The 14,234-nt window shown below is 69.2% G+C and carries 10 protein-coding genes; 6 read left to right on the top strand and 4 right to left on the bottom strand.

Translation table 11 applies throughout. The annotated features are described in order from the left end of the window. The first annotated feature begins 49 nt into the window (after window positions 1–49). Together ACOCEP_RS29045 and ACOCEP_RS29040 are read left to right on the top strand one after the other, a co-directional pair. Entirely contained in the window at window positions 50–610 is a 561-nt protein-coding gene (locus ACOCEP_RS29045; protein WP_482332249.1) for a TetR/AcrR family transcriptional regulator, read from the top strand. A 79-nt stretch (window positions 611–689) separates the two neighbouring features. Beyond that, complete coding sequence (locus tag ACOCEP_RS29040) at window positions 690–2,273, top strand: AMP-binding protein (RefSeq protein WP_482332248.1); 1,584 nt, start codon at window positions 690–692, stop codon at window positions 2,271–2,273. Between the two features lie 531 nt (window positions 2,274–2,804). On the opposite strand, the gene ACOCEP_RS29035 is transcribed toward ACOCEP_RS29040, so the two are convergent. Together ACOCEP_RS29035 and ACOCEP_RS29030 are read right to left on the bottom strand one after the other, a co-directional pair. Further along, window positions 2,805–4,082 carry an MFS transporter gene (locus ACOCEP_RS29035; protein ID WP_482332247.1) on the bottom strand — a complete coding sequence of 426 codons (1,278 nt, stop codon included), beginning with the start codon at window positions 4,080–4,082 and terminating at the stop codon, window positions 2,805–2,807. Continuing rightward, window positions 4,079–5,461: a M20 family metallopeptidase gene (locus tag ACOCEP_RS29030; RefSeq protein ID WP_482332246.1), complete on the bottom strand. Its 1,383-nt coding sequence runs from the start codon at window positions 5,459–5,461 to the stop codon at window positions 4,079–4,081. Before ACOCEP_RS29030 ends, ACOCEP_RS29035 begins: the two co-directional genes overlap by 4 nt. Window positions 5,462–5,582: 121 nt before the next feature. Here ACOCEP_RS29030 and ACOCEP_RS29025 point away from each other — a divergent pair, with 121 nt between their 5' ends. After that, complete coding sequence (locus tag ACOCEP_RS29025; protein WP_482332244.1) at window positions 5,583–6,506, top strand: LysR family transcriptional regulator; 924 nt, start codon at window positions 5,583–5,585, stop codon at window positions 6,504–6,506. Here ACOCEP_RS29025 and ACOCEP_RS29020 read toward each other — a convergent pair. Then, complete coding sequence (locus ACOCEP_RS29020; protein ID WP_482332243.1) at window positions 6,481–8,064, bottom strand: FAD-binding oxidoreductase; 1,584 nt, start codon at window positions 8,062–8,064, stop codon at window positions 6,481–6,483. The two genes, ACOCEP_RS29025 and ACOCEP_RS29020, sit on opposite strands and share 26 nt — an antisense overlap. A 63-nt stretch (window positions 8,065–8,127) precedes the next feature. Between ACOCEP_RS29020 and ACOCEP_RS29015 the strand changes: the two genes are divergently transcribed. The 3 genes from ACOCEP_RS29015 (at window position 8,128) to ACOCEP_RS29005 (ending at window position 12,463) form a co-directional block, all read left to right on the top strand. Further along, on the top strand, window positions 8,128–9,201 hold the full coding sequence (locus tag ACOCEP_RS29015; protein ID WP_482332242.1) for a DUF6670 family protein: 1,074 nt from the start codon (window positions 8,128–8,130) through the stop codon (window positions 9,199–9,201). An 11-nt stretch (window positions 9,202–9,212) separates the two neighbouring features. Further along, complete coding sequence (locus ACOCEP_RS29010) at window positions 9,213–9,734, top strand: HAD domain-containing protein (protein ID WP_482332241.1); 522 nt, start codon at window positions 9,213–9,215, stop codon at window positions 9,732–9,734. A 275-nt stretch (window positions 9,735–10,009) separates the two neighbouring features. Further along, on the top strand, window positions 10,010–12,463 hold the full coding sequence (locus ACOCEP_RS29005) for a LamG-like jellyroll fold domain-containing protein (RefSeq protein WP_482339839.1): 2,454 nt from the start codon (window positions 10,010–10,012) through the stop codon (window positions 12,461–12,463). 22 nt (window positions 12,464–12,485) lie between these two features. Here ACOCEP_RS29005 and ACOCEP_RS29000 read toward each other — a convergent pair whose 3' ends face one another. Further along, entirely contained in the window at window positions 12,486–14,138 is a 1,653-nt protein-coding gene (locus ACOCEP_RS29000) for a DUF885 domain-containing protein (RefSeq protein WP_482332240.1), read from the bottom strand. Window positions 14,139–14,234: the final 96 nt, after the last annotated feature.

The following is a 14,234-nucleotide window of genomic DNA, read 5'->3' as shown; positions in this document are numbered from 1 at the left end:
TGACGAAGGCGACCTGGTGGAATGACCGTTCTTTCTCTAGGGTTGAGAGATGCCGACTGTCGACCGGGACGTCCACCCCAAGATCCGGCTGCTCGAGACAGCGACCCGGCTCTTCTACGCCAAGGGCATCCATGCCGTCGGCGTGGAGCGCCTGGTCTCCGAAGCGGCCGTCACCAGGGCGACGTTCTACCGCCACTACCCCACCAAGGACGACCTCGTCGCCGCCTACCTGAGCACCACGAGCGAGCGGATCCGTGAGGGCGTCGGCGCGGTGACGCAAGGGAAACCCGCTCGCGAAGCACTGCTCGCCGCATTGGGCATCGTCGGCGACCGGACACTCGACGACGACTTCCGGGGCTGCCAGTTCCTCAACGCCGCCGCCGAATACCCCGATCCCGGGCATCAGGTGCGCCAGGTCATCGACGACCACCGGGACTGGTTCTTCGGCGTGCTCCGCGACTTGGCGCGCGACGCGGGTCATGCCGATCCCGAACACGCCGCGCGCACCCTCGTCCTGCTCCGCGACGGCGCGCTGCACGGCGGCAACCTCGACGACGCCGAGACCGTTCGCGCCACTTTGCACCGAGCCGTGGCCGAGCTCGTCCCCTGACTTCATCGCGTCTTCTCGACGGTCGTAACAAGTGCTACCTTCGCGGGAGGGGGCACGGCCGGACCGAGGAGCGGCGACGATGAGGCTTTCTCCCAGCGCGCACGTCGACCCGTTCTGCCGCGACCGGCTGCCGCCCGCCGATCAGTGGCCGGAGTTCGTGTTCGAGCTGCCGGAACTCCGGTATCCGGACCGGCTGAACGCCGCGACCGCGCTGCTCGACGACACCGCCGCGCGGCTCGGCCACGACAGGCCATGCCTGCTCTCTCCCACCGAAACGTGGACCTACGGCGAAGTCCTGGCCCGCGCGAATCGCGTCGCGCATGTCCTGGTCACCGAATTCGGTGTGACCCCCGGCGACCGCGTGCTCTTGCGGGGCACCAACACACCTTGGCTCGCGACCGCGTGGCTGGCCGTGCTCAAGACGGGCGCGGTGGCCGTCACGACCATGCCGATGCTGCGGCGTTCCGAACTCGACAAGATCGCCGGCCGCGCGAAGCCCAGGGTCGCGATCTGCGACGAACGACTGCTGGACGAACTCCCGCCCGATCTCCCCGTGGTGTCCTACGGAACCGAACTCGACGCCCGCGCGGAACGGTATCCGGCGACGTTCGCCGACGTCCCGACCGCGGCCGACGACGTCGCCCTGCTGGCCTTCACCTCCGGCACGACGGGCTCCCCGAAGGCCACGATGCACTTCCATCGCGACCTGCTCGCGATCGCCGACACGTTCTCCCGGCACGTCGTGCGCCCGACGTCCGCCGACCTATTCTGCGGCACGCCACCCTTGGCCTTCACCTTCGGCCTCGGCGGCCTGCTGATCTTCCCTCTGCGCGCGGGCGCGGCCACCCTGCTCGTCGAACGCGCCACCCCGGCGGAACTCGCCGCCATCGTCGCCACGCACGACGTCACCGTTCTCTTCACCGCGCCGACCGCGTACCGGGCGATCCTGAACGCCGGCGACGGGCGGCTGCTCGCCGGAGTACGCCGGGCCGTGTCGGCGGGCGAGTCGCTTCCCGCCCCGGTCGCCGAGCAGTACCGGGAGATCGTCGGACGGCCGCTCATCGACGGGCTCGGCAGCACCGAAATGCTGCACGTGTTCATCTCCGCCGCCGACGACGACACGCGTCCCGGCGCGACCGGCAAGGTCGTACCCGGCTACCAGGCGACCGTTCTCGATGTCGACGGCTCACCCGTTCCCGACGGCACTCCCGGTTTCCTGGCGGTGCGAGGGCCCACCGGTTGCCGCTATCTCGAAGACCCGCGCCAGCGAGACTACGTCCGCGATGGCTGGAACTTCACCGGCGACACCTACGTCCGCGACGCGGACGGCTACTTCCGGTTCGTCGCGCGCAGCGACGACATGATCATCTCGTCGGGGTACAACATCGCGGCCCCCGAGGTCGAAGAGGTCCTGCTCACCCATCCGGATGTGGACGAATGCGCCGTGATCGGCACGCCGGATCCCGATCGCGGCTCGGTCGTGACGGCCTACGTCGTCCCCCGGCCCGGTATCGAGCCGGGCGCGGATCTGGTGCGAGCGCTGCAGGACCACGCCAAGGCGGCCGCGGCGCCGTACAAGTACCCGCGCCGGGTGCGGTTCATCGAGGCGTTGCCGCGCAATGCGAGCGGGAAGCTGCAGCGATACCTGCTTCGGGAGCTGTGATCTCTGTCCATATTGGACACACGGAGTTCGGCGGCGCGCGCCGACAAGGCCCCTCCAGCAAGGAGCTAGGAACGTCCGCTCGTCCCGCCTTCGCCGATGTTGCGAAAGCCACTTTCGCAACATTGAAGGTTGCGAAAGTGGCTTTCGCAACCCGCTTCGTTTGCTTTACCCGTGAATAGCCGCCGAAGCACTTCCCCGGTAGATGAAAGCGATTCCAGAATTCATCCCACCCCAATACCTGGACCCACTACAAACACCACGCCACAACCACCGCTGACCCCGAAGAGCCCGCCGCACCGCCGGCGACGGACCCTTCGGCATGCCCACGTGTCGAGGAACGGCGGCACTGCTGTCACTTCATCGCGGGACGTCCGGGCTGAGCCCCGAGGCAGGTCGCGAAAGCCACTTTAGGGACATCTAACGTCGCGAAAGTGGCTTTCGCGACACCCTTGCCACCCGACGGAGCACGCCGAAGCCTCACAAGGTGCCACCGAGGCGACTATCCGTCCACTCTGGACAGAAACGCCGACTTCACCGGATCCCACGCCGCCGATTCGCCGCGACCAGCGCGACAATGCTCAACGAGGCGGTCGCCAAAAGGTAATAACCGGGCGAAACGACGGATCCGGTGGCCGCGATCATCGCGGTCGCGATGGTCGGCGTGAATCCGCCGAAGATCCCGACGGTGGCGTTGTAGGCGAACGAAAGCCCCGTCGCCCTGGTGTGCGCCGGGAACACGTCCGCCATCACCGACGGAAGCGCGCCGAAGTAGATCGCCTTCACCAGCCCCAGGATCGTCATCGTGATCGTGAGGGTCAGGAACGAAGGCGAGGTGGTGACCCACAGGTACAGCGGCACCACGCCGGCCCCGATCACCGCCGCGGCACCGATCATGATCCTGATGCGGCCGTGCCGGTCGGTGATCAGCCCGACGATCGGTGTCACGACGGTCAGGATGGCGGCGGTGATCATCAGGGCGACGAACGACAGCGAGTCGTCGAGGCCGAGGTTCTTGATCGCGAACGTCGGCAGCGACTGAAGGATGAAGTTCAGCGACGTAGAGACGACCAGCGCTCCCCCCGCGATCAGCAGGCCACCCCACTGGAAGCGGAACAGCGTCCGGACCGGCGTGGACTTCGGCTGCTCCTCCCGCGTGACCTCGGGTTCGTCGACGTGGCGCCGGATGTAGTAGCCGACCGGGCCGACGAGCAGCCCGAAGACGAACGGGATCCGCCAGCCCCACGAAGTCATCGCGTCGGCGCTGAGTGCAGCGGTCAGCCCGGCGGCGAACCCGGCGGACATCAGCGTCGCGAAACCCTGGCTGGCGAACTGGAAGCTGCCGAGGAAACCCTTGCGGCGATCGTCCTGTTCGATCAGGAACGACGTGGCCGCCCCGAATTCCCCGCCCGCGGCGAAGCCTTGGATCAGCCGCGCGACGATCACGCCGGCCGGGGCGAGGAAACCGATCGTCGCGTAGCTCGGCATCACCGCCAGCAGGAACGTCCCGGCGACCATCAGCCAGATGGTCAGCACCAGCGCTTTCTTGCGGCCGAACCGGTCGGCGTAGGCGCCGAGCACGAGACCGCCGAGCGGACGCACGAGGAACGTGATGCCGAAGACCGCGTACGCCTGCACGAGCTGGACGGCGGCGTTCCCGCCGGGGAAGAAGGTCTTGCCGATGTAGGCGGCCATGAGCGCGTACACGCCGAGGTCGAACCATTCGAGCGCGTTGCCGATGGTCGCCGCGGCGATCGCACGCCGCGTCGACGACGGTGTCCGTGGCTTGGCCACCGTCTGGTCGGTCGTCATGCCTCCTCCCCGCGCCGTCCGAGCGCGTGGAACAGCGCCGTGGCGAGGACGAGTCCTTCGCGGGCGATCGGCGCGAGCAGGTGTTCGTCGGGCGCGTGTTGCAGGCAGCCGGGATAGGAGTGCGGCAGCCACAGCGTCGGCAGGCCGAGGAGGTCGGTGAACACATGGTTCGGCAGTCCCCCGCCGAAGCTCGGCAGGATCGCCACTCGCCGGTCGGCGACCTCGTCGAGGGCGCTCTTCGCCCAACCCACCCACGGGTCGTCGACAGGAGTGCGGCTGGCACGGAAGCTACCCTCGGCGGTGACGTCGACCATGGAGAACCCTTGTGCGGCAAGGTGTTTCGCTATCGCCTCGCCCACCCCGTCGACGTCGGTGCCCGCGACGTAGCGCAGTTGCAGCATCGCCCGGGCACGGCCCGGGATGGCGTTGACCGGGCGGTCGATGTCGGCCGCGCCGAGCGAGAGGACTTCGAGGGTGTTCCAGCCGTACAGCCGTTCCGCCGCGGTCAACCCGGTGTCGCCCCAGGTCGTGTCCAGCGCCGGATCGCCCGGCTTGTCGCCGATCCGGAGTCCGTCGAGCGCCGCGCGGACGCTGTCCGGGAGCTCGGGCGGCAGGAGTTCGGGCACCTGGACGCGGCCGTGGCCGTCGACCAGACAGGCGATCGCCCCGGCGAGGGTGGTGGCGGGGTTGCGCAGCACGCCACCCCAGTTCCCCGAGTGGTAGGCGTCGGGCCGGAGGTCGACGTCGAGGGCGATCCGGACACTGCCCCGCGCGCCGAGGAACAGCGTCGGCGTCGCCGCGTCCAGCCGTGGGCCGTCGGAGGCGATGAGGACGTCGGCGCTCAGCGCCTCCCGGTGCGCCGAGACGAACTCGTCCAGGCCCGGCGAGCCGATTTCCTCCCCGGTCTCGAACAGGAACTTGAGGTTGAACCCGAGCGAACCCGTTTCGGCGAGGAGCAGCCTGAGCGCGGTCAGGTTGATCAGGTGCTGCCCCTTGTTGTCCGCCGAACCGCGGCCGTACCAGCGCTCGCCCTCGGCGGTCAGGGTCCATGGGTCCCGGTCTCCGCTCCACCGGCCCTCGTGCCCGTCGACGACGTCGGCGTGGCCGTAGCACAGCAGGGTCGGCAGCTCCGGCGACTCGATCCGGGTACCGATCAGGAACGGGCCACCGTCCGCTGCAGGGTTCGGGTATGTCTCCACCGAACAGCCGAGCGCGGTGAGTGCCGGACCCAGCACCTCGTCCAGGTATGCCTTGATGGCAACGCGACCGCTCGGATGATCGCTCACGGTCGGATACCGGACCAGCTCGGCGAGTTCGGCGAAGAACGCTCCCGAGTCGACGTGCTCCTGGGCCTTCACGACCAATTCTGCAGGGATCACCGCGTAGTCTCCCGATTCGCTCGACGACTGTCGCAGAGGAGCGTAAGTCGGTTTGCGCACCCTGACCATTGCCGTTTACCGTGCTCCGCGTTCTCATTGCGGCAAACCTGCGGAGCCTCTGATGCGACTACTGCCGATCGCGCTGACGTACTTCCTCGAAGTCGCCCGCACCGGTTCGGTATCCGAGGCGGCGACGGAACTGACGGTGGCCCCCTCGGCCATCAGCCGTCAGATCGCCAAGCTCGAAGCCGGTCTCGGGGTGCCGTTGTTCGTGCGGCATCCCCGCGGCATGGTGCCGACCGAGGCCGGGACCCGGCTGCTGGACCACGTCCGGCGCGCCGAGGCCGAATCCGCCGTTCTCGTCGACGAACTCCGCACCGGCCGCGGGCTCCACGCCCGGTCCCTGACGGTCGCCTGCTCCGAGGGATTCGCCCGCCGCGTGGTCCCGCAGGCCATCGCCGCGTTCCGGCGCGATCACGACGTCTCGTTCCACATCGACGTGGTCACCAGGGACGAGGCGACGCGCCGTGTCCTCGAAGGCACCGCCGACGTCGCCGTCACGTTCGCGACCGGGCCTCAGCACGGCGTGCGCGTCGAGAGCGCCGCCGTGGTCCCGGTGTACGCGATCGTCCCGCTCGATCATCCGCTGACCGGCCACGACTCCGTCGGGCTCGCCGAACTGTGCGAGCATCCGCTCGCGCTGCCGGCGCCGGGGCAGAGCCTGCGCGACCTGTTCGACATCGCCGCGCGGATCGAAAACCTCACCGCGCATCCGGTGCTGGAGTGCAACGAACTGAGCCCGAAGTACGAGTTCGTCCGCTGCGGTGGCGGGATCGCCTTGGTCGGCGGATTGGGTGACATCGAGCAGGACGCGGCCACCGAAGGGGTCGCCTACGTGCTGCTCGACAACGCAGTGTTCCGCAAACGCGAAGCCCAGGTGCAGACCATGGCGGGACGGACGTTGTCCTTGGCCGCCCTGCGGTTCACCGCGCTGCTGACGTCGTTCGTGCGCCCCCCGGTCAGCCGATCAGCACCCCCGGATTGAGGATTCCCGCCGGGTCGAGCGCGGCCTTGGCGGCGGTGATCGCGGCGGCGAAGGGGCCGGGACGCTGCCGGTCGTACCAGGGCCGGTGATCGCGGCCGACGGCGTGGTGATGGGTGATCGTGCCGCCGTGGCCCGCGATAGCCTCGGAAACCGCGGCCTTGATCTCGTCCCACTGGGCGACCGTGCTTCCCCAGCGCCCGGCGGCGTAGATCCCGTAGTACGGCGCGGGGCCATCCGGGTACACGTGGCTGAAGCGGCACGTGACGACACCGGCACCGTCGCACACCTCGTCGATCGCGGCGCGGGCCGCCGAGGTGATCGCGTCGTGGAATTCCGGGAAGCCGTCCCACGTGCACGCGGTTTCGAAGGTCTCGACGATCAGGGAGCGGCGGGCGAGCGCGTCGCGTTGATAGGGCATCCGCAAGAAGGACGATCGCCAGGCCGACGCGCTGTCCTGCCCGGCGGAATCCTTGCCGCGCCTGGCTTTCACGACGCCGCCGTGGCCCGCGGTCAGTTCGAGCGCGCGGTCGAGCCAGGTGTCGACCGGGTGATCGGCGGATTCGAACGCGACCAGCAGGAGACCACCACCCACGCTCGCGCCCGCGTTGATGAACGCCTCCGCCGGGTCGAGCAGCCGGCAGTTCGACGGGTACAAACCGGACTGCGCGATCGCGCGGGTGGCGGCGACGGCGTCTTCCTGCCGTTCGAAGGCGACGGACGCGGTCACCTGCCACACGGGCCGGTCCTGCAGGCGCATCCAGGCTTCGGTGATCACGCCGAGCGTCCCCTCGGAGCCGAGGAACATCCGGTCCGGCGAGGGACCGGCGCCCGAACCCGGCAGACGCCGGGATTCGCTGATGCCGGCAGGCGTGACGACGCGCAGTGATTCGGTGAGATCGTCGATATGCGTGGCGAGGGTGGCGAAATGCCCGCCCGCGCGGGTGGCGAGCCAGCCGCCGAGGGTCGAATGGGCGAACGACTGCGGGAAATGCCGAAGGGTCAGCCCCAGCGGACGAAGCCGGTCTTCCAGCGCCGGCCCGAAGATTCCGGCCTGGATCCGCGCCGCGCGGCTGACCGTGTCCACTTCGAGCACCTCGCCGAGACCCGCGAGATCCATCGAAACCGCGGGGGCGTCGAACCGCGGCTCGACCCCGCCGACCACGGAACTGCCGCCACCGTAAGGAATCAGCGGGATCCCGGAGGCTGTGCACCAGTCCAGGAGGTCGACCACATCCTGTTCCGTACGCGGGCGGGCGACCAGATCCGGGACGTGGTCGAGCCGTCCGAGCAGATTGCGGACGACGTCGCGGAACGCCTTGCCGCGGGCGTGGGACAGCCGGTCGGCCGCTCCGTCACCGCACAACGCCGCGAGCGTCGCGGGCGGCCGGATCCTCGGCGCCGGGAGGCCGAGATCTTCGGGGTCCGGTGGCGCGTGATCGGTGAAGTCGTGACCGGGCAGCACTCCCGAGGTGCGGGCGGCCAGCGCGTCGGACTCTTCCTTGGACAGTTCGCCGTCGGTGGTGCCCCAGCCCCACCACGAACGCTCCTCGGCCGGCATCGTCGCCTCCGTTCGATCTGACTCTCTAGTAAGTTACTCATCAGTCAGTTACCGTGTCAACGCATGGAGCACCGCACCGCCGGGCTGCTGCGGAAAGCCGCCCCCGTTCTGGTCGACCGGATCCTGCCCCGCCTGGATCACCGCATCGAGGAATCACGCCGGCCGTTCAGCCGCCCCGGCTTCCTGCGGCCACACGTGGACTCGCGAACATGGGCATGGACGCACTACGGCGTCTTCGTGCCGCGGCTGCCGTCGCCGTTGCGCTACCTCAACACCATGACCTTCATCGGAGCCACCGGCTCGGTGTGCTTCGACAACGACTACCTCGCCCGGCCGGACGCCCGCCGCACCGCGACGGTCCTGTCCTCGACCGCCGCGCCGGGACACCATCATTACCGCGCCTACGACACCCGGCTGGACTGCCGGTTCGCCGCCGACGGGTCGCGTCTGGCCTGGGGCGAGGATCTGGCCATCGAGGCGGACCATCCGAACTACCGTCTGCGCGCGGATTACGGCGGCTTCGGCGCAGACCTGGAGATCACCGCCACGCCCCAGGTTTCGTACTTCGTGCGCACCCCGGTCTACGACCATCTCAGCCTGCTCGCGACCTGTCGCGGGACGGTCTCCGACGGAACCGAGCGCGTCGACGTCGACGATCTCTGCACAGTCGAATACGCGCGATGTGTTTCACCGCAGGCGCTGTTCCGTATGCCGGTGTCGCCACGGTGGAAGGTGCCGGTCGATTTCTTCACCTACCACGTGATCAACCTCGACGAGCACACCCAGCTCCTGCTCACCGACGTCCGCGCGGCGGGCGCGACCGCGTGCCGGCTGGCGCACCTGCGCACGCTGGACGGCTCGGCGACGGTGTTCCAGGACGTCTCGGTGGAGGTGACCGCCCGCGAGGAGCCCGAGATCGACCCGCGAGGGCGCGCCATGCGGGTCCCGCGAGTATTCCGCTGGACCGTGCGGGACGGCGACGACGAGGTCGCCGTGCTCGACGGGACCGTGGACGCCCCGCTGCGCTATGGGCACGGACGCGGCTACGCGGGCGCGTACTCGTTCGAGGGCAGGTTCAGGAGCCGGGCGGTCTCGGGGACCGGGTATTTCGAATGGGTGGACTGCGAAGACCGATAACGTGCGTCCTCGTGACGGCGACCCCCGAGACGCTTCCCCTGATCTACCTCGACGTCGATGGCCCGCTCATCCCGTTCGGCCTGGCGCCGTCGCAGTACCGGTCGTTCGAACCGTCGCCGGGAGATGACGAGAACCCGCTCCTCGGCAGGCTCGATCCCTCGCATGGACCACAGCTGAAGGCACTCCCCGGAGAACTCGTCTGGGCCACGACCTGGCTGCACGACGCCAACGACTCCCTTTCTCCCCGGCTCGGCCTGCCTCGCCTGCCGGTCGTGGATTGGCCGGAACCCGCCGAGAGCGACGAGTTCGACACCCGCGTCGGTCTGCACTGGAAGATCCGACCCCTGCTGGAGCATGCCCAGGGTCGCCCGTTCGCCTGGATCGACGACGAGATCTCCGAGATCGATCGCGAATGGGTGGCCGCCCATCACGACGGGCCTGCCCTGCTTCACCGCGTCGATCCCAGGGACGGCCTGACCGGCGCCGACTACCGCGAACTCGACGAGTGGCTGCGGGGAACCCGCCGCTCCTGACACCCAGGACAGCTCCCCCATCCACGACCGATTCGACGCGTTCGACGCTTTACAACGTTGTATCAACGATGTAAAAACATCCTGACGGCCTGCCGTGGCCCGGCTCACACCGGTTCCCACCGGCCACGGGGTCGTGGTTTCACGCCTGCACAGGTCCAGTGGGAGGCGCACCTCCGCCGAGGCGGCCGCCCCCGGAGAAGGGTGTCGAGCAGATGTTGCCAACGTTGTCACCACACCGCCCCCGGAGACGCTTCCGGAAATCCCTGACCGCCGCGGTGGTCGCCATCACCGCCCTGGCGTCGACGTCGGGGCCCGCGGCGGCCGCGGAGAGCGGCTGGAAGATGGGCAAGCCGCGCCTGACCACCCCGTGGACGAACCAGGTGTCGCCCACCAACGCGTTGCCCGAGTACCCCCGCCCGCAACTGGTGCGCGAGAACTGGCAGAACCTCAACGGTGTCTGGGAGTTCGCCGGCGCCGCGCCCGGTGAAGTCCCGCCCTTCGGGGAGAAGCTCGCCGAGAAGATCCTGGTCCCCTACCCCACCGAATCGGCCCTGTCCGGGATCCAGCGGCACGAGGACCACATGTGGTACCGGCGGACGTTCACCGTGCCCCGGCACTGGAACGTCGGCAGGGACAACACGCTCCGGATCAACTTCGGCGCCGTCGACTACAAGGCGAAGGTCTACGTCAACGGCAAGGAGGTCGCCGCACACCAAGGCGGCTACGGCGCGTTCTCCGCGGACGTGACCTCGGCGCTGAAACCCCATGGCGAACAAGAGATCATCGTCGGCGTCGAGGATCGCGCCGACGCGACCTGGCAGCCCGTCGGCAAGCAGCGGCTGGTGCCCGACCGAGGCATCTTCTACGAGGGCGCCTCGGGTATCTGGCAGACGGTCTGGATGGAGCCGGTCGCGGCGAAGCACGTCGGCACGCTCGGCATGGTCCCCGATCTCGAATCCTCGACGCTCAAGCTGACCGTCGACACCGGCGGGAACTCCGGGCTGACCGTCGAGGCCGTGGTCCGCGACGGCAGGAAGGTGGTGAGCCGCACCAAGGCGTCCGCTGGCGGGACGATTTCCCTGCCCGTGCCCAAGGCGAAGCTCTGGTCACCGGATTCGCCGTTCCTCTACGACCTCGACGTCGATCTGAAGGACGGCCGCCGCACCGTGGACAGGGTGTCGTCCTACTTCGGCATGCGCGAATTCGGCACGGCCAAGGGCGCCGACGGCAAGCTCCGGTTCACCCTGAACGGCAAGATCCTCTTCCTCCAGTCCACTTTGGACCAGGGCTACTGGCCGGACGGCATCTACACCGCGCCGACCGATCAGGCGCTCCGCTTCGACCTGGAACAGCACAAGGTCCTCGGTTTCAACACGGTCCGCAAGCACATCAAGACCGAGCCCGACCGCTGGTACCACCACGCCGACAAACTCGGTCTGCTCGTCTGGCAGGACATGCCGTCGATGCGCACCGGCGGCCGTCCGCCCGCCGATGCGCAGCAGCAGTTCCAGGTCGAGCTGAAGGAACTGGTGGAGCAGAAGAAGAACTGGACCTCGATCGTCGGCTACGTGCCGTTCAACGAGGGCTGGGGCGAGTGGTCGCGCGAGACCACCGGCAAGATCGCCGACGACGTCAAGGCCCAGGATCCGACGCGCCTGGTCAACGCGCACAGTGGCGTCAACTGCTGTGACTCCCTCGGCGACTCCGGCAAGGGCGACGTCATCGACTGGCACGCCTACCCCGGCCCCGCCAAGCCGATGCCCGACGCCAAGCGGATCTCGATCGACGGCGAACACGGCGGCTACGGCCTCGAAGTCGAGAACCACATGTGGTTCGGCGAAGGCCACGCCTACGAGATGGTCAAGGACCAGGCGACCTTGAACAGCCGCTACGTCCAGAACCAGCGCGACGTGCTCGCCTCGGCGCAGAGCTGCGGCATCAGCGGCTCGATCTACACGCAGATCACTGACGTCGAGCACGAGGTCAACGGCTTCTTCACCTACGACAGGCAGGTGAAGAAGATGGACTTCGCGCAGGTGCGCGCGGTCAACCAGGCGATCATCCGTAACGCCGACGGCAGCGGCTCCGGCGCTCCCGACCCGGGCCCCGGCACTCCGGGGATCGACGGCGTGCACGCCTACAAGTTCGACGAGGGCACTGGATCCAGTGCCAAGGACTCGGTCGGCACCGCGCACGCCACGCTGACCAACGCGCAGTGGGCGGGCGGCGTCCAGGGTGGCGCGCTGGCCTTCGCGGGCAACGGGCAGGCCGACACCGGGGCGAACCTCGTGAACACGGCCGGCAGCTACTCGGTTTCGGCGTGGGCCAAGCTGGATGAGGCGAGCGGCGCGTTCCAGACCGTCGTCAGCCAGGACACCGGCCGCGACAGCGCGTTCTTCCTGCAGTACTCCGGACAGGACCAGCGGTGGGCGATGAGCTTCATCGGCCTCCGTGCCCTCTCCCCGGAGAAGCCGGAAGTCGGCCGCTGGTACCACCTGACCGGTGTTCGCGACGCCAAGGCGGGCACGTTGTCGCTCTACGTCGACGGCACGAAGGTCGCCTCGCAGAACGCCTGCTCCGCCGCGCCGAGCACCGGGCACACGGTGATCGGCCGCGGCCAGTACGGCGGTCAGCAGGTCGACTTCCTGCGCGGCGCGGTGGACGACGTCCGGCTCTACGACCGGCCGCTGACCGACGCCGAAGTCGCGACGCTCGCGAAGCGCGACTGAGCCCGGGCACGCGGCGCCGGGGTCACTCCCGGCGCCGCGTGCCGGCCCACTCCCGCACGATGCCGTCGAGCACGGGCAGCGGCACCTGCCCGTTCCCCAGCACGACGTCGTGGAAGTCCCGGATGTCGAAGGCATCGCCCAGCCGCTCCTCGGCGAAGGCGCGTAACCGCTGGATTTCCAGCCTGCCCGTCATGTACGACAGGGCCTGACCGGGCCATTCGATGTACCGGTCGGTCTCGGATTGCAACTCCACGTCGCTGAGCACGCAGTGTTCGGCGAGGTAGTCCACGCACTGCTGCCGGGTCCAGCCCAGCGCGTGCAGTCCGGTGTCCACCACGAGCCGCGCCGCGCGCAAGGAGTCCTCGGCGACCATGCCCAGCCGCATGACGTCGTCGGAGTACAGGCCCATCTCGTCGGCGAGGCGCTCGGTGTAGAGCGCCCAGCCTTCGTCGAAGGCCGAGAGCGGGACGAGCCTGCGCAGCCGGGGCACGTCTTCCAGCTCGTAGGACACGCAGGCCTGGAAGTGGTGGCCTGGAACGGCTTCGTGGAAAGCGACCGACTCGGCGATGAACCGGAACCGTTCGGTCACCCGGTAGGTGTTGGTGAAGTAGAGCCCGGGCCGGGTGCCGTCGGCCGACGGCGGCATGTAATACGCCTGCGCGGCGGAGGGCCCGTCGGCTTCCGGCACGGCACGGACCACGCATTCGGCCGACGGCACCCGGCGGAACCAGCCGGGCGCGGCGGCGGTGGCTCGCGCGACCGCTTCCGTCGCGGTCGTGAGCATCTCGTCCGCGTCCCGCCAGCACAGCGACGGATCGGTGCGCATCCGGCGCCGAACCGCGACGGGGTCGTCCTCACCGAACACGGCCGCACCGAGCCGCCGGTACTCGTCGTCCAGCGCCCGGCCGACCGCGAGACCGGTCTCGTGCAGTTCCTCCGGCGAGATCCCAGTGGTGGTGTGCGTCCTGACCAGGCCCGCGTAGCTCTCCTTGCCGCCGTCCAGCCAGCAGAGGCCCGGCCGGTCGTCGGAACGGCCGTGTCCGGCGATCTCGCGGGCGAGCACCTCGCGATAGGCGAGGAGCGCCGGCCGCACCTTCTCGGTGAACAGCCGCTCTCGTCGCTCCGCGCGGTCGCCGGTCAGCGGCGGGACGAGCAGCGGGTTGGGCTCGGCGGCCAGGAACCGGTCGACATGGTCGATCGCGCCGCGTACCGCCCGTTCCACCGGGGTCCGCCCCGCCGCGACCCCCGCACGGTGGCGGCCGGCCAGCGCCGCGAAGAACTCCGGGAACGCCGCCAGCCTGGCCAGGTAGTCCTCTTCCGCCTGCTCCCCCGACGGCGCGAGCTGCGGAAGCCAGGACAGCACCCCGGTCCCTTCAGCGGCCATCTGGTCGGCGACGACGAACTCGGTCAGCCGCGAGTCCAGCCTGGTCAGCAGCGATTCCGCGTGATGGGCGATCACCCCGAGGGTGATCCGGTCCGGATCCGCGGACCGGGCGGCGTGCGCGGCGATGCGGGTGGCCCGCTCCCGCAGCCGCTCGTCGCCCGCCGCCGAGACGTCCCTCAGTTCGTGATCGTGTCCGGGGACGTTGTCGAAGGTCGCCATCAAGGGCATCTCGGTCGCGAGGACGTCGAGGAGTTCGTCGGCCAGCTCCGCCGCTGTGGGCTGTTCGGTCATGACCGACGACTACCAGAATTCTCGCGGCGGCCGCCCGCAGATGTTCGCATTCGCAAACACGGATCGGCGACAGGAACGCTGAGGCGTGCGCCACAG

The sequence above is a fragment of the Amycolatopsis sp. CA-211722 genome (assembly GCF_056828465.1).
This window is presented reverse-complemented; position numbering and strand designations above follow the sequence as displayed.